This is a genomic window from Methylibium sp., from assembly GCF_013817365.1.
In the GTDB taxonomy this organism is placed as follows: domain Bacteria; phylum Pseudomonadota; class Gammaproteobacteria; order Burkholderiales; family Burkholderiaceae_C; genus Methylibium.
The window spans coordinates 1-19520 of record NZ_JACDCU010000001.1 but is presented as its reverse complement, the minus strand read 5'-3'; the positions used below and the strand labels follow the sequence as shown (position 1 = coordinate 19520).

Genomic DNA, 19520 nt, shown 5'->3' with positions numbered 1-19520 from the left:
GTTACTTGTATTCGATCAACGCGCCGCGCTGCCTGCGCCAACGGTTGAGCCAGAACCTGAGCATGCCCTGCGCTTCCGGGAAACGTGACAGCACCAGGAACACCGCCCGCCAGCGCCGCTCGCGCTGGCCAATGCCGTCGCGCCAGGCGAGGCGCAGCATCTGCGCCGGATAGATCAGCAGCAGTACCCACCAGGACGGACTGTTCAGTGACAGCACGGCGATGAGCAGCGGCAGCCCCGCACCCCAGACCAGCGCGCGCCGCGCTTCTGGCACATAGTGGCGCTCAGGTGGGCCCCCGTGCAGCAATGAACCCTCGGCATAGGCATAGCCGGCCCGGATAGCGCGCCGCCACCACTGCCCGAAATGCAGCATCGCGGCGTCGTGCCAAGCCATGTCGTCGGCCAGACGCCAGATCCGTGCGCCCCCGGCACGGATGCGCACGCACAGCTCTGGCTCTTCACCGGCGATCAGATCTTCCCGGAAACCTCCCGCGGCCGCCAGCACCTCGACTCGCATCATCGCGATGCCGCCGCAGGCGCGCACCTCGCCTGCGGGCCGGTTCCATTCCATGTCGCACAGGAGGTTGTAGATGGAACGCTGCGGGAAGCGCTCGCGCAGCCGGCCGCACACCACGGCCACGTCGTGATGTTCATCGAGAAAGCGGCATGCGGTTGCCAGCCAGTCTCCGATCAGTTCGCAATCGCCGTCGATGAATTGAACGTATTGCACGTCAGGTTGCAGTTCACGCAAGCGGCGCAAGCCTGTGTTGCGAGCCCGTGCCGCCGTGAAGGGCAGACTCATGTCGAGCAGGAGCACCTCCACGCCTATAGCGCTAGCGAGCATGGCCGAGTCGTCTGACGAGCCGGAGTCGACATACACCACTGCCGCTGTATCGGACTGCACCGAGCGCAGACAGCGGCCCAGGCGTTCGCCTTCGTTGCGGCCAATGACCACCACCCCGATGTTCGAGCGATTCACCTCGTCGGCCTCGAACCCATGCGGGTTCTCAGGCACAGGCTCCATAGAGTTCTCAGGTGGCCGGCTTCGATACCCGCCCGCTGCGTTGCCGACCGCTTGAACCAGGACTTCAAAATCAAGGCCACATCCGTAGCCGTCGACAGCAGCACCGAACCGCAAACGCCGAGCAGCCCATGATGCTTGCGGAAGAAGAGCAGTTCGCTCTCCACCTGCAAAGCGGAGATCTGCTTGCCGGCCGAGGTGAGTTGACCATCGGACTTGGCGCTTTCGCCGCCCAAGTGGACAACGCTCGTGCCGCCAAAGTAAACCACCTTCCACCCGGCCCGCTTGACCGCGCGGCAATGGTCCATCTCTTCGCAATACAAGAAATAGCGAGGATCGAACAGACCGACCTGATCGATCACTTCGCGACGCACCAGGTAGTAGCAACCCGTCACCCAGTCGCATTCGCGTACTGATGTATGGCTCCACTCGAGGTCATCGACCATCCGCACCTTCGGAAAGTAGCGCGCGAGCCCCGTGCGTGCAAGGAACACGTTCCAGGGCGTGGGGAAATAACGGCAACTCGGCTGCAGCAAGCCGTCGCGGCCGACGAGCCGCACGCCCAGGACGCCGACATCCAGATGCGCATCCATGTAGCTCACCGTCTTGTGCAGCGTGTCGGCTGCAACGAATGCATCGGTGTTGAGCAGCAGGATGTAGCGGCCCTTGGCAAGCGCCAAACTTTGGTTGTTGGCGCGCCCGAAACCGACGTTGGATTGATTGACGATCAGGTCGACTTCGCCAAAGTCGCGCTTCAGCAAATCCAGAGAATCGTCGCGAGACGCGTTGTCGATGACGATCGTTTGCAAGGTCAGATCACGGCGCGAGGCAACCAGTGCCGTGCGCATATCGTGCAGCAGATGCGCGGTGTTGTAATTGACGACAATGACGGATACGTCGACGGCCATTGACGAGGCTGCGACACCCTTGGGCGCAGCGCAGCATGCGCCGGGGCCAAGCGTGCCATTGGCTGAAACGTGATTGGCCTCCATCGATAATGCTTCGTTAGGGTGGGGAATGTTGTCTGTGTTCAGGCGACTGCATCAACACATCGAATGTCAGTATCGGGGGTCAGACGGAGCAGCTCTTCCGATTGGTCAACCTCCTTGCGAGAAGCAAGAACTGTCTGCAATTGGGAGCGAGGGAAATGATTTCGCTGAACGAGGGCTTGCTTGCCCGAGCACCCGGACCAAGGGGGAAGACGCCGCTGTCTTTCGGCGGCACACTCCGGCGCGCTGTAGGCCACTGCAGATTCTTTATGAAAGGATGACCAAGATGGTGGCGGCGCTGAAGGGCTTGGGGCTGAAGGATCGAGCCATGCATCCCTACGACCATTTCTGGGATCTGCGGCTGGGCATCTCGACGTTCGGGTATCACCCGGCCGTTGGAATGGCGGATCACCCCAACTTTCGGGTTCACTACACGCCGGTGCCTTACAGCATCCTCTTTCGGATCTTGAGTCACATCGGCCTTGCAGCGAACGACGTGTTCGTCGATCTGGGCTGCGGGCTGGGGCGCACCGTGTTCAGTGCCGCGTGGCTCGGCGCCAAACGCGCCATCGGCGTCGAAATCGAAGGGAGCTTGGTCGAGCAGGCCGATCGAAATCGCGCCAAGGACCGCTGGCGTGATCGCAATGTCGAATTCGTTTGTCAGTCGGCCGAAAGTTATGCGCACGCGGAAACGACCGTGATCTTCATGTTTCATCCCTTCGGCGAAGGGACGATGACAAGCGTGATTCGCGGACTGGACCAAACGCTCGCCCAGAAACCGCGCCGGCTGCGCATCGCTTACCTCAATCCGGTGCATAGCCGAGTGCTCGACGCTTCCGAGCAGTTGGTGCGGATCGATCACTGGCCGGCGCAGCGACACATCCTGTCGCGCAACAGCCGATATGACGTCGGCTTTTGGGCTGCGGGGGGCAACGCGGACCTCGCAGGCGTTTCGCATTTCAGCGCCGCAATATAAGCAACGGGTCACTGAGCGATGCCGTCCTGCCCGGAATTGTCGGTTCTGACGATCCGTGCAGGGATGCCTATCGCGGTGCAATGAGGCGGAAGGCTTATCAGGACGACGGCATTCGCACCAATGCGCGCACCGTCGCCGATTGTGATGGCGCCGAGCACCTTGGCACCTGCGCCGACATAGACATTCCGGCCGAGAACCGGCGCACCCGGCTTGGTCAATTGGCCGATCGTCACTTGCTGCATGAGGATGCAGTCATTCCCAATGACCGCATCGTGATGGATGACAACACCCGTTGGGTGCGGCATGCGCAAGCCCTGTCCCAGTCGAGCCTGCGGACGGATGTCCGAAGCGGTCACGATGCTCCAGAAAGTATGCGTGATCCGCGCTGCTCTTCGCAGCAACCTCGCGCGTAAGCCTGCTTGCTCGTGATATCGCTGGTACGTGCGGATGCTGGCAACGAGCGAATCACTCGGACTCCATCCGTTCCACGACTGCTCATTCGCTTCGGTGGGATCGCTGTTCATGCGCAATGACCAATCATGTCGCTCAAACCATGCATTCGCGTCATGCCGCCGCGACGCCCAGCGCCGGCTCCGCGACCTGCGGTGATGCACCCACGGCGGGAGGCTGGCCGAGCGCTTCGTGCATGCGCTCCTCGAGGGAGGCCAGGAACTCATAACGACGCCGGTACATCGCCCGCTTCTTCGAGGGAATCTCTTCCAGATCCTTTGCAGGCGTCTGCAGGCCGAGCAGGAAAAAATCGGGCGTCGACTGCACGCCCCCGCGTTCAATCCATATTTCATCGTAGTTCAGCGTCAACTTCTCCGCCTTGGCGGCACCGAAGTAGGCGCTGCGGTGCTGGCGGCTGGCATCGGCCACGGCAAGGATGGTCATCACGCCGGCACAGCGGCAGAAAATGCGGAACAGTTCGACAAGAAAATCGCGCGGTCGCATGCCGTGCAGGGCTTTGGTCAGTTCCTTGTAGTCTGCTTGGATGCCTTCGGTGGCGACGCCTTGGATCGCCCCGACATGGGCGATCGTGCGTCCTGCCTCGGTGTCTAGCGCGAAAGCCAGCGAATAGATTCGAACGTCCCCGAGAAACAGGTTGAGTGCCATCTGCCCCTCCCGCATGAACCACTTCGGCCGATCGAGCACGACGCTCAAACTTTCGAAAACAGCACCCAGGTCGACAAGCACCAAACTGGCTTGGGCGGGGAAGTCAAGCACAGGAAGCCGGGTTTCGATGACGGCGAAGTGGCCTGCGACGCGTCGCAGACGCTCAGCGGTGCTCCAGTTGGCGCAGATATAGGGCCACATGACGACACCGGCCATGTCCGGGCGCTGCTCTATCGCACGCTGAAGAGGGCTGCCGGGCGCCGGATGCAGAAGCGCCTGCAGCGGTCTGGTGACCTTGGAAGATTCAACCATGAAGACAATTCTGCGCTTGAGAGCACCCAGGCCACTGCGGCCGCATGCAGCTGCGGACAGCTTCCACAGAACCGACCAGTCGTTAGTCAACCAATACTCCTTCTGAGAACACGATCTAGGACAATACCTTGTAGCAGACTTGCTTTATCGATAGCCATCGGCAATATACCGAAGCAAACTGGAATAGACGCGCGTGTCATTCTTAAGGCGACGCAACCATCCGACGCGGCGATGACCTTCTTTGACGAACGTCGCACTCTGCGATTGGGCTTGGAAGTATTCACGCAATTCGCGCGTTGCTTCTTCCAGCCATTGCCTCGAAACCTTCGGCGCCGCGTAGCAAGCCTCGAGATGTTCGAAAAACCGTGCGGAGCTCTGCGGCCAATCCGGCCATTTCGACGCCGTCTCGGTCGCACCGGATTTCAAATCTTCAAGAAGCCGCGGCGAATCTTGAAGTCGGCGCAGATGGTCCAGTACGGTGGCTTCGTTGTGCATCGGCGCGACGAGCGCATTGTGTCCGTGAACGATGTATTCGTCGTGGCCGGACACGTCATAAACGATAGCAGTTCCCCCACAGTGAAACATTTCCATCGGTGGGCCGAACATGCCTTCCACAAAGCTCAGCTTGACGATCACATCACATGACCGATAAACCTTCGGCACCTCGGCGATCGGCAGTTGCGAGAACACGCGATCGACTCCTGGATACCACGACATTCCGGTTGTCGTGAGAAGCCAACTCTGCCATGGGCGAGCCCGCCGCACCAAACGAACCGTTCGCGCCGTGTTCTTGAATGGCACGCCGAAGCTGCCCTCCACCATCACACGCAACCGCCCCGAGATACGCGGGGCGTGGCGTTCGCCGTGCGGCGTGTAGACATCTTTGCGGATGCCGTTGCGCGCCAGCAGGCACTCGCTGCCATGGAAATGCCGCAGATGCTCGCGAATCCAGGTGGCTTCGGTGATGGATGGCAGTCGCAGATCGTAAGTACGATCCACCAACCGCCTCATATGCACTTGCTCGGCAGGGTAGAAGCGAGATTCGATCGATTGAACGAAGTAGACATACTGCCCGGCGTTCAACCGGTGCAGCTCCGACACCGTTTTCCAGAAAGTCGCCACCGCGATATCGAAACGCTCGCTGCGCAGCTGATCGAGGGGTATCAATCGCAACTGCTCAAAGCCTGGATGCCAAGCAAGCTGAGCTTTCGTGAAAGATGTCTGCACGACCACGGCGACTTCATGACCCATAGCTGCGGCATGCATGGCGTGCTGACACACCACGTAGTTACCGCCGCCAACGTCGACCGAGCCGATCAGGAAAGCAATTCTCATGATCCACTCCGCATGCGCCGCGGACCAACCGGAGACGCGAGACTGTTCATGAGAGGTGGCTGTGTCCGTATCGTCCGGTATCCGCGCTCGACCGCCGAGCGCCTGTGGACGGCGACGTGGTTCGGCACGCTGACACCCATGCGTCGCACTACCCTGACTTTCATTGTGAGGCCTTGTTTCGACTCGGCGGAGGCGAGCGGAGAGATGCCGTCGGCGTAACTGTCAGCGTGAGCGCACCGACACACATCCTGCATGCGAGACCGGACGACCCGCCATCGGGGCGCACTCACCATGCGCGCGCCCCCGCCCAGTCGTTACTCAGCACCACTCCGACTGCTGCCGCGATCGACGCAAGTATCACCGGCACATCCACCTTGGCGTGGAACAGTTTTTGGCGAGCATAGACCACTGCGGTAATTGGGTACATAAGTACCCCGGACAGTGCGCTGCCAACTAACACACCGAATTGGCCTGCAATCTGGCTGCCAACGAACATACCGCCGATTTGTAGAACACCTTGTGCTGCCAACAGGGCCGTGCTTAGTCCGATCTTGCCAGTCGCCCAAAGGACGCCGGTGTATGACATCGACAGTACGCCTGCCATCAGACCTAGCGCCTGAATCTGCAGGATAACGCCAGCATCGGCGTAGCGAGGGTCGTACAGAAACTCGATGACCTGCCGCCCAAAAACGGCGAAAAACATGGCGGCACCCCACGTGGGCAGCACTTGAACGAAGCGCGAACGCTCGACGATGCTGGAGAGCCGCGCCGGCTCGGTCCGCATCACCTCGGAGTAGGCCGGATACAGCACTCGGCTGCCAACCAATTGGATTGCACTCCAGATGACAAGGTTGAGCGTGCTGGCTAGCCCGAGCAGACCCAGCATGCGCATGTCGAGCAGCAGACCGGCAACGAGCTTATTGCCTTCGCCAGCAAAGAAGCTGAGGGACGAACTCAACAATACCGCGCCCCCGAAAGAAATAATGGCGCGGGCCGACTCCCGCTCCCAGGCGAGACCGTTGCGTGCGCCAGGCAACAGCACGTGACTGGCCAGCATCTGCGCGGCGGCACCGATAAGGTTGCCCCACACGAGGGCCCAGGGTGTCGGCTCATACCAAGCCAGGAGGACCGAGACCACAACGGTCAGCGAGTAGCCGCCGAGAGAAATGAACGTGATCCGCCTGGCGTCGATGTTGCGCGATGCCATTGCGCCATTGGTGGAATAGAAGCCCGAGATGACGGCTGCGAGCCCGGCCACAGGCAGCATCCACGCCAGCAAGGGTTCGTCGTAGGCGGAGGCCAGCGGTGCGGCGATCAGGCACAGCACCAACCACACGAACACGCCCTTGGCGATTTGAATCGTCCAGGCCGTGTTCATGAACCGCTCGTCGTGCGCGCGGTTACTGCGGATGATGCTCTGACTCACGCCGATGTCGGACAGCATGGCCACGCCCATCATCACCGCCTGGATGATGGCCATGAGCCCGAACACCTCGGGAAACAGCAACCGGGTGAGGATCAGGTTGCTGCCGAAGCGAAGCAACTGGCTGGCGACATGCCCGCCCACCGTCCAGCCGGCAGCGCGAAAGGTGCGAAGCTTCAAGCTCACCGTTGCTGCCGCTTGGCTCATGGCGCGGTTTGTTCCGGTCTGCTCAGCACGACCCACTGCACCACATCCTTGCCAGCGAAGCGCAGTGTGTACTTCCCGTCGCCGTAGTCGAGCTGCGGATCACTGGTGCTCCCGGCCCCATGCGGTCCGCGCTGCAGCGCCATGCCGGCCGCGGCCTCGATCTCGATTACGCCCACGGCAGGCTCGGTGAAGAATGGAGCTTGTTTAGGTCCCTTCGGCAACGACGCGGTTGCGATCGACACGAACAGCTTGTGCGCGACGTCAATCGGTTTGCCGTCGAGGCTTTGCACCGCAATGCTCGCCTCGGCATTGGTCAGAGCGATCCGTACCTGCGGAAGGTCGATGCTGCGCCCACCAACGCGGCCGAGCGCAGCCTGGGTGCGAGGCGTTTCGATGGTGAAGACGCCCTGCTTCCAATTGCGCCCCAGTTCGCCGGTATCGGACCGCAGTTCGCTCCCGCGCACATCGGCGAGCTGCCGCGCGCCGTCGTCAACATGCCGTGCACCGATCGGAACGACGCCCGGCCGCAGCCAGGGCAACTGCGGCACCTCGGGCAGCACGGTAAGCAGCCGGCCGCGTTCGGCGGCGATTCGCATAGCCGCCGTGCCGCCGGCCGTGAGGCCCTCATCGAACAACTGCGATGCAGTGGGCTGCAGAACACGGACGGTCTTTGCCGCCTGAACGTGCTTCTGGCGAAACAGCAGGGCGGCCGCGGGCAGGCTGGACAGCAGCGCAGGATCGTTGAAGGCGTGCCAGTTCGACGGCGGGCCCGGCTGCTGCAACGGCGTCTGCGCGTAGGCGTACTGCATCAACGCATCCCAGCCCTGATGACTTGCATTGGCGGCCATGTACATCGGCAGCACATGCCGGTCGAAGGCAGGGAAAGGGCTCATGTTCCATTCCGTCACCGACACCGGCTTGTCGGCCACCTGCGCAGCGGCGATCATGTGCGCCACATTGGCGGCGGTGCGCGGGTCACGCGCCAGGGGGCCCGGCGTCTCGTAGGCGTGGACATCGATCATGTCGCCGTCGGTCAGCGCCGGCAGCGATGCCATTTGCTCGCCCCACAGGCTGGTTGTGACGATCGGCACCTTCACGCCGATGCGGCGCAGGTGGGCGATCATTTCCGCATTGAAGCGATGCTCCAGGTCGTTGAGGAAGCGCTTCGAAGGTCCCGGCTCCCAGGAGCGCCACACCTGCCTTTCAGGCAGATCATGGGCGCGGGCAAAGGCTCGCGCTTCGCGCAGGTAGGCAGCGGTATGGTGCGGCACGTTCTTGTCCGGCAGCAAGGCGTTGCCGAAGTGGTGCGTCAGGTCGTTCTCGTTGGTGACGAGCACCGCGGCAATGGCCGGATCGTCCTTGTAGGCCAGGCCGGTATGGGCATTCACATGGCCGAGATACGCCTCGTTGAAGCGCTGCATCGACCGGCGGATCTCCGGGTTCACGTAGTTGTAGCCTTTGAACTCGACACCAGGGCGACCCTTCGCGATCTCGTCGAAGCCGGCAATGGCGTCGCCAGCGCGCAACTGGCGCTGCACGTGCAGATCGAGCCAGACGTAGATGCCCTCGTCCTTCAGGCATTTCACCCACCAGTCGATGCGCTCGAGCATGGCAGGGTCGAGACGGCGCGTGTCGTGCTGGCCGGCAGGGCCGAAGATGTTGGGTTTGACCCAGTGCGAATCATGATGATGGATTCGCGCCAGGTTGAAGCCCAGCCGCGACAGGCGCCGGGCCTGTTGCCGTACCGCCTGCGGCTCGGTGCCGAACAGCGCCGCTGCCGTCAGGTTGGTGCCCCAGAAGCGGGCCGTGCTGCCATCTCCGAACATGAGTGCGTCACCCTGCGCTCGGACGAAGCCGCGCCGGCCAGCCGGCTTCTCGTCTTCGTTCAGAAAAGACAAGTCAACCTGGGTGTCACGCCAATCGACGACATGCTCCGGCCATGCATCGGCAGCGCTCGGCCGTGAGGCGCCCGCGTCGGGAACTTGCGCGGCTTGCGCCCAGGCAGCCGACCCGACCACGCACAACGAAACGAAGAGGCTCGGTAGGATTAGCGCTCTTAAATGCGGGCCAAGCGTCATGAAACACGCGCGCCCGCTCGCGGCACGAAGCGACGAGAGCGCGCGGACGCAGCGGCAAGGCCCTGCCGGTCCGCAGTGCGACTCGCAGCCTGCCGGCGCAGCATCGCGACGTAACCGGCGCCGACGCCGGCCATGATCCAGTAGATGACCGGTATGACGGTGATGCTGCTGGTGGTGAAGATGGTCACGCCGATGCCTGTGAAGCAAGCCAGGATGCCGCAACCGAGCATGCGTGCTTCGTCTTGCGGGTTGGGCAAGCGGCGCATCGCCATGTAAGCGCTACGAGCGGTGACTGCAAAAACACCGACGAAGCAGGCCAGCGCGATCACGCCATAGGCCAGGCCGATACCGAGGAAAGTGTTCACGAGATCGACCATGCCGCCGATCACCAGTTCGTTGTCTACCAACTGGTTCATGTAACCGGTGACGCCGAACCATGGCTCATGCAGGATTAGCCTCACCCCGGTCGTCAACAACTCCTCTCGGTAGTCCACGTTGTTTTTGTCCACCGTTCCTATAAAAGGCAGCAGGTCGATCACGGTATCGCCCATCGGCGACACAAGCACGAGCGCGCAAATCGCACCCACAACGAGGGCCGCCTTTAAGAGCCCGCCCACCGCATTCGGCCCGGCCAATCTGAACACGACGAGGCCTACCGCAGCGCCAACCCAAGGCCCGCGGGAGTACGAGGCGAGCAGCCCACCGCCGAGAAGGGCAAAACCCAGCCACCAAAGTGCCCGGCTTTTGACGCAACAACGGAGGTATGCATATAGCGCCAGCGCCACCACCATTACATAACCGAAGACGATGGGTTGACCCGTGCTGGCCTGGGCGCGCAGGATGGCCGTGCGGCCGAGGTAGTTGCTGTACCCCCAGTTCGCATCCAGCGCCCTTTCGAGGCTCGAGTACAGCAGCCACCATTTCACCGATTCAAAAATTCCGATCAGTGCAAGCACCATGGCCGCTACCACGAAGCTCATGGCGACGTCCCGGAACTGGCTGAGCTCACGCAAGGACCGGCTGGCTACGTAGTAGGGCAGGCCGACGTCGAGCAGCGCGTAGACGGCGTAGCGCGCGGTATTGGTGGCGGTATCTACGTTTAAGCGCAGCGTCAGCTGGATCAGCATGTAGACCAAGAGCAGATAGTCCGTCGGTAACCAACCGCTCCGCTCGACCCGAGCTTGCCTGCGCAGGCCGATGTAGGCGGGGACCAGCAGGCTAATCGTCAACAGCCGTATGTACTCCATCGTCATCAGATAGTTGATGACACCGAAGCCGGGAACTTCCTTGAAAAAAGCAGGCACCGCAAACAGCAGCCACACGAAAAGCGCAACGACGTTGGCTTCCTTTCGCCCCGCCATCAACAACACCAGCCCGGTGAAGCCGGCGAACAGCCAGTAGTTGTGCGAAACAAATGCAATGACCGTCACCGCGATCCACAGGTTGCGCCGGCGCGCGAAATCCTGGGGCAACACCGAAAGGTCCGTTGCGGGCCGTCGGCCTAGCGCGAACACCACGCTGGCAAACACGAGGATGACGACGAGGGCCCGTAGATGCTCAGGCATTAACGCTCTCCCGGCCGAAACGCAAGCTCAGGCGGTGGCTGCCGGCTTGCGGCGCGAGCCGAGAACCCAGGCCAGCAGCGTGTCTAGCAGGAAGAAGATGACCAGCGCCACCAGCATCAGCACCATGCCGGCCGCGCCGTGCAGGAAGCCCTGCCCCGCCTCGTCGCCGAAGTGGTAAGTGATCAGCACCAGAATGATCACGCGGATGATGTTCGACGCAAAAGCGATCGGCAAGATAGAAGCCAGCATGATGGCGTTGTGCAGCACGCTCTTGCGCGCCATCAGGTACATGAACACCGTGCCCAGCGCCGAGAGGCTGAACATGGAGTTCAGGCCAGAGCAGGCGTCGGCCACGAGCATCTGGTACTGGCCGACGACGATGACCACGCCGGTACGGGCGATCGGATAGCCCACGCCGTAAAGAATGTTCTCCACGATCGCCGAGATCCACTGCTTGAGCGGCCCGGTGATCGCGTCCACCAGCACGCCCGGCAGCGGGATCATGAAGATGGTGTAGAAAATGGGGAACCAGGCTAGGCGCAGGGCTCGCGTGCCCTTCAGGAGCAGCAGCGCGCCAGCCAGCACGAAAGTCTGCGAAGCGAACAAGAAAATCGAAAAATTGAGAACCTGACCCAGCACGTAGAGCAGCAGGCCGAAAGCCAGCACCGGCCAGCCCCATCCCCAGCCCAACTGAACTTCATCGGGCGACTGCGCCAGCGACTCGCGCAAGCCCCAAAGCAGCCAGACCAGCACCGCCAGCACGATCGGGCCGTGCGCGTGTTCGTCGGACTGCCAGATCGTGTTGCCGGCCCACCAGTACACCGGCAGGTACATCGCCGCCCAACCGAGCAGCGCGATCACCCAGCCGGCATTCGGAGCACCGAGCCAGGATGAGCGCGATTCGAGCGGAAAAGCAGGGGAGCTCACTTGGCGGGCTTCTTCAGCGGCACATCGTTGAGCACCGTGCCGACCACCGCCACGCCGGCGTTGGTGAGGCCGACCACCATGTCGTCGAAGGCCGCCACGCGCGTTTGCTTGGTGCGGGCCACGGCCAGCACGGCGCCGGTGCGCACGGCGATCATGGCGGCATCTTCGCCGCTCGACAGGCTCGGTGTGTCGATCAGCACCACGTCGTAGGAAGAACGCACGTGCGAGATCAGCTCATCGAAGGCGGGGCGGTTGAGCAGCTCCGAAGGATTGGGCGGCACCGGGCCAGCCGGCAGCACAGACAGACCGACCAGATCGGTGATGCGCACGATGGCTTCCTCGCGCGAGCGGTGTGCCAGCAGCGTCGAGAGGCCTACCTTGTTCTGCAGCATGAACAGCTCGTGCTGGCGCGGCTGACGCATGTCGGCGTCGATCAGCAGGGTGCGCTCGCCGAGCTGCGCAAATACCACCGCGAGGTTGGCGGCCAGGTAGCTGCGGCCGTCATTGCGAGACGGCCCCACGATCGCCATCGTCTGCCGGTGCTCGGCCTTGTCGAACCAGCGCAGCATGAGCTGGCTGCGCACCGCGCGCAGCCGCTCCACCGTGGCGCTGAACGGCTGGTAGGCGGCGATGACTTCTTCGCTCACCGCCTTGTGTTCGCTCATGCGCAGATAGGCATAGTCGAACTGGCGGGCCAGCGCGTACTGGATGTCGGCCTCGGTGAGCAGGCCCAGCCGAATGGCGGCCTCGCCGAAGCGCAGGTTGTTCTGGCGCTGCAGGCGCAGGATCTGCTCGGCGTCTTCTGCCGAGAGCAGGCCTGCGTCCATCAGGATCGCGCCGATCGTGCGGTTCGCACGCGGCAGCGTCGGAACGGTAGCGACGCTCATTCGCATCATCGTGCTCCCATGGGCAGCGCCGCCGGACGCGGCATACCGCCGAGCGCCAGCCTGCGGAAGACAGGCACCTTGGAGCCGACCGGGTGCAACACACCCAGAACCGGCACGCCTTCGAGCGAGATCACGTCTTCAGGGCTGCGTACGCGCCGGTCGAGCAGCTCCAGGCCCATCGCGGCACCCAAGCCCACGGCCAAGCCGGCCAGCAGAGCCAGCGCCACGCCCTTTGGAATCTGCGGCTGCGACGGAGTGAGCGGTTCGATGGCAGGGTTGAGCAGACGCACGCTGGCCTGATTGGTCTGGCTTTCCAGGTTGAGTTGGCTCACGCGCTGGCTGGCACCGTCATAGGCGCGTTGTGCCGTCTCGACGTCGCGCATCAGGACGGCCGCCTGATCACGTTCGTTGCGCAAGGCGAGCACCTGCTTCTTCTGCGCCTCGACCATGTTGCGCAGCTCTTCGACCTTCTGCGCGCTGCTGCGGCTGATGACCGAGGTGCCGCCCGAAACGCGCCGGATCTCGGTCGCCAACTGCTGCCTGAGCTCTCGGATCTGCACGTCCAGCTGTTGGCGCTGCGGATGGTTCGTGCCCAAGGTGCTGCTGATCTCGCCCATCCGGGTCTCGGCTTGCGCCAGCTGTCCCTTGAGCGTTTGTGCCAAGCCGCTTTGCGCAACGTCGGGTGAAAGCGCGGTGCCGCTGCTGCGCTGCCGCCCCGCCGCTTCTACCAGTTCGGCCTGCGCGACCAGCAACTGACCGTTGAGCGCCGAAAGCCGCCCGCTTTCCTGATCGACCTGGTCGGCCGAAACGATGATGCCCTTATCGCGCTGGTACTGCGACAGTCTGCTCTGCGCCTGAGCGAGGTTGTTGCGCAGCACCTTCGACTGTTCGTCGAACCAGCCTGCGTATTGCCGAGCAGGCTCGACACGCATGTCTATGGAAATCTCGATGTACGCCTGTGCGAAGGCATTGGCGACGGTCGCGGCGAACACCGGCTCCTGCGCGGAGTACAGCACCGCGACGATGTTGCTGCCCCGCGCCGGCTGAACCTGCAACCCGCGTTGCAGGAGCCCGCCGAAATAACGGTCCAGCGGAATCTTGCGGTCCGTCGCTTCTCGCCACTGCTGGACCGCCGTAGCCGAGTTCTCCAGCCCTAGGGCCTTGACCACCCGAGAGGCCACCCGGTCGCTCCGGATGATCTCGATCTGCGTGAGCATGTAGGCGGGGGTCGCCATGTTCGGCGCCAATATGCCCACGATATCGGGCTTGACGTCGAACACGAGGGTCGACTCGGCCGTGTACTGCTTCGGCAGACTCAGCATGAAGCCGATGCCCACGGCAGTCGTCAACACGAACAAGCCCAGCGCCAGCCAGCGCCGCGCCCAGACGATGCGCAAAATTTGCCAAACGGACATGTGAGTCTCCTGAATCTAGAACAAAGACTCGCGGATGTAGATGATGTCCTCGGCCTCGAGAACATCGTTCATCTTGGGCTCCAGCACTGTCACGGCTCCGGTTTCGTCGCGCCGGTGCAGCTTCATGCCACGCTCGGTGCCACGCGTCGTCACGCCACCGCTTTGCGCCAGGGCCTTGAGCAGCGTCGTGCCGCGCTCGAGCTGGTAGACGCCCGGTCGCTGCACCTCACCGTAGATGTAGAAGTTCGGCGCCTTGTGCACGTAAATGATGTCGCCGTTGGCGACACGCACATCGAGTTGCGACTCGCCGGTCTCGTAGATCGCCGGCAGGTCGATGTCGATCTTCACCGGCTTACCGTTGCGGGTGCCGACCAGCGTGACCACGTCGTCACCGGTGGCGGCAATGCCGCCGGCACTGGCGATCATCTCGGAGACCTTGCTGTTCGTCGTGTCGATCGGGTAGCGGCCGGGCTTGCCGACCTGGCCGATGATGGAGATTTGCGCGCTGCGGATCTCCAGCAACTGCACGGCGACCTGAGGCTTGATGACGAACTTGCCCTCGCGCAGCATCCGGGCGATCTTCTGCTCGGCCGCGTTGAGTCCCAGCCCGTCCAGCTCGATCGAGCCCAGCAGCGGAAAGGTGATGCTGCCGTTTTCCGACAGACGCGCCTCCGACGTCAGATCGGGATTCTGATAAACGGTGATCCGGATGACGTCGCCCGGCCCGAGCAGGTGCTCCGACTTGTTCGCTGCCGTCTGCGCAACGGCACTGGTGCCGACCATCAGCAACAACGTTAAACCCGCCAAAAACCGCAGGAAAACGATCTGCATGCCCATTCTCCAATCGTTCATTTGAGACCCCTCAAGCCCTTCTCGATGTCGAGACCGGCCGATGCCGGCGTTTGCGCGGCGGGCGCTGCCGCCGGCGCCTGCGGGGCGGACGCGCCGTCCTTCGCAAACGCGCCGACGTATTCGATCTTCGCGCCGGCCCGCATCGCCTTCACGTCTTCTTCGATCAGCTTGCGCTTTCGTTCATTCAGCAGGAACTGTTCGATGGCCGGCGTCGCTCGTTCGAGGTCGACCGGCTGGCTGCGCGAGCTGGCCAGCACGACGACCTGCACGCCGCTCGGCAGCACGTTAAACATCGACTCGCCGTCCTTCATCTTGGCAACGATCGGCAGGCGGTTGAGCGGCAACTGCTCGGCGGCACGCACGGCCTGACTGCCGGCAAAGCGGATGTCGTTGGCCTTGAGGTGCTCGAGAAACTCGTTGACGGTTTTTGCGGACTCGAGTTGCTTGCGCAGGGGTTCTGCCTGCTCCGGCTTGGCCTCGATGGCGATCTCTTGAAAGCTGAAGATCCGGCGTTCCTTGAACAGCGCCGGGTTCGCGTCGTAGTAGGTGCGGATCTCCTCGGTGGTGGGTTTGGTCGCCTCCTCGCTGAGCTTCTCGAGGTAAGCACGCGAAATGATCTCTCGGCGTGCCGCCTCCATGGCCTGCATGACGCGCGGACTGCGGTCGATCTTGGTTTCCTCGGCCCGTTGCAGCGCCAGTTCCTGGTCGATCAGGCGCTCCAGCACGTGGCGGCTCGCGGCCGGCGCCTCCTCGGGTTGCAGACCGGGCTGGCGCTGCAGCACGTAGTTCACCTGATGGACCGACAACTCTTCCTTGTTGACCTTGGCGGCCACTTGCGAGGCCGGCTTTTCGGCCTCGTCATCGCCGCCGCAGGCAACGAGTGCACCGAGCGCAAGGGCCGATATCACCAGCTTGGCAGTGCGCCGCACCGCGGTTGCGCCCGCTTCGAAAAATGCATGCTTCATGTTCAAAGAGTCTCCCAACTCGTTCACCCGTTTTCGATGCGCCGGACCCACGAAATTCGCACACCGGAAAGCGCATCAGTGTAAGCCGCCGCCTTTGGGGTTCGCCGTGGCTTCCCCCCTCGTTTGCGGCCGTTAAAACCGCACAACCTGCTGCTTTATGTGAGCTGGCCAACGGAAAAAACGAACGCTCTGCGGCGCACCACACACTCCGCCCTCAAAGGGCAAAGTCAGCAGCGAATGCCGACGTGCAGCGCGACCACACCACCGGCGAGGTTGTGCACGTCGACGTGGCCAAAGCCGGCGCTCTTCATCATGCCCTTGAGGGCTGCCTGGTCGGGGTGCACGCGAATGGATTCGGCAAGATAGCGGTAGCTTTGCGCGTCGTTCGCAACCCAGCGGCCGAGCCGAGGCAAGAGCTGGAAGGAATACCAGTCGTATGTCTTGGCGAGCGCCGGGGTCACTTTGGAAAATTCCAGCACGATCAGCCGACCGCCCGGTTTGAGCACGCGGCACATCTCGGTCAAGGCCCGCTCCTTGTGGGTCATGTTGCGCAGGCCGAAAGCAACGCTGACCAGATCGAAGCTCGCTTCGGCGAAGGGCAGTGTTTCTGCGTCGCACAACGCGGTGGGCAGCGCCACGCCGGCGTCGATGAGCCGGTCGCGCCCCGTGCGCAGCATGTTCTCGTTGATGTCGGTGTGCACCACCAGGCCGGTGCTGCCGACCTGCGGCGCAAAAGCGCGAGCGAGGTCACCGGTGCCGCCGGCGATGTCGAGCACGCGCTGGCCGGCGCGCACATTGGCCACTGCCACGGCGTAGGCCTTCCAGGCGCGGTGCAGGCCCATCGACATCAGGTCGTTCATCAGGTCGTAACGCTCGGCGACCGAATCGAACACGCCCCGCACGCGGGCCGCCTTGTGGGCCTCCTCGACCGACTCGAAGCCGAAGTGCGTGCGGCTCATGAACGGCTCATCAATGGTGGTGCCCGCAGGCCGAACCGCCGGCCTGGGCCATGGCCGCGTCGCGGTTCGCCCCGGCCGTCTCCAAGCGGGCGAGGTAGTCCTTCCACAGCTCGTCCTGGCGCGCGCCGAGGTGGTACAGGTAATCCCAGGCGTACAGGCCCGAGCTGTGGCCGTCGGAGAAGGTCGGCTGGACCGCATAGTTGCCCACCGGCTCGAGCGCCACGATCTCGACCTCGCGCTTGCCGGTCTGCAGCACTTCCTGGCCAGGGCCATGGCCCTGGACTTCGGCAGAAGGCGAATAAACGCGCAGCAACTCGAACGGCAGCTTGAATTGCGCGCCGTCGGAGAAGGCAACTTCCAGCACGCGCGACTGCTGATGAACGGTCAGAGCGGTGGGGGTGGGGGTGTCTTTGCTGAGGCCAGCCATGGGTCGCTTTCGGTGCGGGTGCCCGCAAAGTTTAGTCGCGTGCGGATGAAAGCGACGCAAGTGCTTGGCCCACCTGCGCGTCGAGAGCCTCGAGCGCCAGCGGCAGGCGCGCGGCCGCAGGCGGCTCAACGCTGCGCTGCGCGCTGCCCCAGACCGGCTGTGGAAAGTGGCTGTCCCAGTCGAAACGGGCGATCACATGCCAGTGCAGGTGCGCAACCACGTTGCCCAGGCTCGCCAGGTTGACCTTGGTCGGCTGCAGCGCGGCGCGCAAGGCGCGCTCCACCGCAGCCACCGCGTCCATGCAGCGCTGCCGCGCGCCAGCATCGAGGTCGGTGAACTCGGACGCGTGCCGGTTCCAGATCAATCGGTAGAAGGCGGGAAAGGCAGCATCGGCGACACGCACAACGCGCCATTCCTCGGTCCGGTGAACCAGCAACCCGCCCGGCTGCGTGCACAACTCGCAGTCGCTGCGAAGCGGCTTTGCATTCACACCAGCACCCGCTCGATGCCGCCGTCGTTGGCGCGCTTCACGTAAGCCGGCAGCCAGTCCTCGCCGAGGATCAGCCGGGCCATCTCGACCACGATGTAGTCGGCTTCGAGCAGGCCGTTATTCAGATCGTTGCCGTAGCGCGAAAGGCCCTGCAGGCAGCTCGGGCAGGAGGTCAGGATCTTCACCGGCCCCTGCTCAGCAACCGCGCCCGTAGCGCCAGCGCCTTGCGTCAACGCTCGCAGCGCCGCCTCGTCCTTGCGCAGTTCCTCTTCCTTGCGAAAACGCACCTGTGTCGCGATGTCGGGCCGGGTCACGCCCAGGGTGCCGCTCTCGCCGCAGCATCGGTCACTCTGGAGCACGGCATCGCCGACCAGCGCCTTGACGGTCTTCATCGGCGCCTGCAGCTTCATCGGGCTGTGGCAGGGGTCGTGGTAGAGGTAGCCACCGGCCTTCTCCTTGTCGAGCGTGATGCCCTTCTCGAGAAGGAATTCGTGGATGTCGATGATGCGGCAGCCGGGGAAGATGCTGTCGAAGTCGTAGCCCTGCAACTGGTCGTAGCAGGTGCCGCAGCTGACCACGACCGTCTTGATATCGAGGTAGTTCAGCGTGTTGGCGACGCGGTGAAACAGCACCCGGTTGTCGGTGATGATCTTCTCGGCCTTGTCGAACTGGCCCGAGCCGCGCTGGGGGTAGCCGCAGCACAGGTAGCCGGGCGGCAGCACCGTCTGCACGCCGGCGTGCCAGAGCATCGCCTGGGTGGCCAGGCCCACCTGCGAGAACAGCCGCTCGGAGCCGCAGCCGGGGAAATAGAACACCGCCTCGCTGTCCGCCGTGGTCGCCTGGGGGTTGCGGATGATCGGGACGTAATCGGCATCTTCGATGTCGAGCAGTGCGCGCGCGGTCTTTTTCGGCAGGCCGCCGGGCATCTTCTTGTTGATGAAGTGGATGACCTGCGCCTTGATCGGTGCGGTGCCCACCGTCGCCGGCGGCGCGGCGGTCTGCTTCTTCGCGAGGCGGCGCAACAGATCGTTGGCCAGGCGCTGGGCCTTGAAGCCGACGCCGACCATCGCCCCGCGCATGAGCTTGATGGTGTCCGGATTGCGCGCGTTCAGGAACAGCATCGCCGCCGCATTGCCGGGCCGGAAAGTCTTTTGCCCCATCTTGCGCAGGAGGTTGCGCATGTTCATCGACACGTCGCCGAAGTCGATGTCGACCGGGCACGGACTCAGGCACTTGTGGCAGACCGTGCAGTGGTCGGCGACGTCCTCGAACTCCTGCCAGTGCTTGATCGACACGCCGCGGCGCGTCTGCTCCTCGTACAGGAAAGCTTCGACCAGCAGCGAGGTGGCGAGGATCTTGTTGCGCGGGCTGTACAGCAGGTTGGCGCGCGGCACGTGCGTGGCACACACCGGCTTGCATTTGCCGCAGCGCAGGCAGTCCTTGATGGAATCGGAGATGGCGCCGATGTCGCTCTGCTGCATGATCAGCGACTCGTGCCCCATGAGGCCGAAGCTCGGCGTGTAGGCATGGCTGAGATCGGCGGCATGCACGTTGTCGTCGCCGAGCGCGCGCAGGG

At 63.3% G+C, this 19520-nt stretch carries 18 protein-coding genes; 1 reads left to right on the top strand and 17 read right to left on the bottom strand.

Annotated features, from left to right (window positions below):
• Position 1: 1 nt before the first annotated feature.
• Positions 2-1024 carry a glycosyltransferase family 2 protein gene (locus tag H0W38_RS00090; RefSeq protein ID WP_292450503.1) on the bottom strand — a complete coding sequence of 341 codons (1023 nt, stop codon included), beginning with the start codon at positions 1022-1024 and terminating at the stop codon, positions 2-4.
• A complete protein-coding gene (locus H0W38_RS00085) occupies positions 976-2013 on the bottom strand; it encodes a glycosyltransferase family 2 protein (RefSeq protein ID WP_292450478.1) in 1038 nt (345 codons plus the stop codon). Before H0W38_RS00085 ends, H0W38_RS00090 begins: the two co-directional genes overlap by 49 nt.
• A 283-nt stretch (positions 2014-2296) precedes the next feature.
• Between H0W38_RS00085 and H0W38_RS00080 the strand changes: the two genes are divergently transcribed.
• Positions 2297-2986 carry a methyltransferase domain-containing protein gene (locus tag H0W38_RS00080; protein ID WP_292450477.1) on the top strand — a complete coding sequence of 230 codons (690 nt, stop codon included), beginning with the start codon at positions 2297-2299 and terminating at the stop codon, positions 2984-2986.
• An 8-nt stretch (positions 2987-2994) separates the two neighbouring features.
• On the opposite strand, the gene H0W38_RS00075 is transcribed toward H0W38_RS00080, so the two are convergent.
• From H0W38_RS00075 to H0W38_RS00005, 15 genes are all read right to left on the bottom strand, one after another.
• Positions 2995-3510 (bottom strand): serine acetyltransferase, encoded by a 516-nt coding sequence (locus H0W38_RS00075; RefSeq protein ID WP_292450476.1) that lies wholly within the window; start codon positions 3508-3510, stop codon positions 2995-2997.
• 40 nt (positions 3511-3550) lie between these two features.
• Entirely contained in the window at positions 3551-4504 is a 954-nt protein-coding gene (locus tag H0W38_RS00070) for a DUF535 family protein (protein WP_292450475.1), read from the bottom strand.
• Between the two features lie 54 nt (positions 4505-4558).
• Positions 4559-5749, bottom strand: coding sequence for a glycosyltransferase (locus H0W38_RS00065; protein WP_292450474.1), 1191 nt, complete (start codon positions 5747-5749; stop codon positions 4559-4561).
• 286 nt (positions 5750-6035) lie between these two features.
• Positions 6036-7379, bottom strand: a complete 1344-nt coding sequence (locus tag H0W38_RS00060; protein WP_292450473.1) for an oligosaccharide flippase family protein — start codon at positions 7377-7379, stop codon at positions 6036-6038.
• Positions 7376-9277, bottom strand: coding sequence for a hypothetical protein (locus tag H0W38_RS00055; protein WP_292450472.1), 1902 nt, complete (start codon positions 9275-9277; stop codon positions 7376-7378). The genes H0W38_RS00060 and H0W38_RS00055 overlap by 4 nt, the downstream gene beginning before the upstream one ends.
• A 176-nt stretch (positions 9278-9453) precedes the next feature.
• A complete protein-coding gene (locus H0W38_RS00050; RefSeq protein WP_292450471.1) occupies positions 9454-11022 on the bottom strand; it encodes an O-antigen ligase in 1569 nt (522 codons plus the stop codon).
• Positions 11023-11049: 27 nt separating this feature from the next.
• On the bottom strand, positions 11050-11949 hold the full coding sequence (gene xrtB / locus H0W38_RS00045; RefSeq protein ID WP_292450470.1) for an exosortase B: 900 nt from the start codon (positions 11947-11949) through the stop codon (positions 11050-11052).
• Positions 11946-12836, bottom strand: coding sequence for a chain length determinant protein tyrosine kinase EpsG (gene epsG, locus H0W38_RS00040; protein ID WP_292444898.1), 891 nt, complete (start codon positions 12834-12836; stop codon positions 11946-11948). The genes xrtB and epsG overlap by 4 nt, the downstream gene beginning before the upstream one ends.
• 5 nt (positions 12837-12841) lie before the next feature.
• Positions 12842-14251 carry a chain length determinant protein EpsF gene (gene epsF / locus H0W38_RS00035; RefSeq protein WP_292450469.1) on the bottom strand — a complete coding sequence of 470 codons (1410 nt, stop codon included), beginning with the start codon at positions 14249-14251 and terminating at the stop codon, positions 12842-12844.
• Positions 14252-14266: 15 nt separating this feature from the next.
• Complete coding sequence (epsE, locus tag H0W38_RS00030; RefSeq protein WP_292450468.1) at positions 14267-15103, bottom strand: polysaccharide export protein EpsE; 837 nt, start codon at positions 15101-15103, stop codon at positions 14267-14269.
• Complete coding sequence (locus tag H0W38_RS00025) at positions 15100-16068, bottom strand: EpsD family peptidyl-prolyl cis-trans isomerase (protein WP_292450467.1); 969 nt, start codon at positions 16066-16068, stop codon at positions 15100-15102. Before H0W38_RS00025 ends, epsE begins: the two co-directional genes overlap by 4 nt.
• A gap of 227 nt (positions 16069-16295) precedes the next feature.
• On the bottom strand, positions 16296-17027 hold the full coding sequence (gene ubiE / locus H0W38_RS00020) for a bifunctional demethylmenaquinone methyltransferase/2-methoxy-6-polyprenyl-1,4-benzoquinol methylase UbiE (protein WP_292450466.1): 732 nt from the start codon (positions 17025-17027) through the stop codon (positions 16296-16298).
• A 10-nt stretch (positions 17028-17037) separates the two neighbouring features.
• Complete coding sequence (locus tag H0W38_RS00015) at positions 17038-17454, bottom strand: DUF971 domain-containing protein (protein ID WP_292450465.1); 417 nt, start codon at positions 17452-17454, stop codon at positions 17038-17040.
• A 31-nt stretch (positions 17455-17485) separates the two neighbouring features.
• Complete coding sequence (locus tag H0W38_RS00010) at positions 17486-17944, bottom strand: HIT family protein (protein WP_292450464.1); 459 nt, start codon at positions 17942-17944, stop codon at positions 17486-17488.
• On the bottom strand, positions 17941-19520 hold a 1580-nt coding region (locus H0W38_RS00005), incomplete at its 5' end, for a DUF3400 domain-containing protein (RefSeq protein WP_292450463.1). The genes H0W38_RS00005 and H0W38_RS00010, both read right to left, overlap by 4 nt.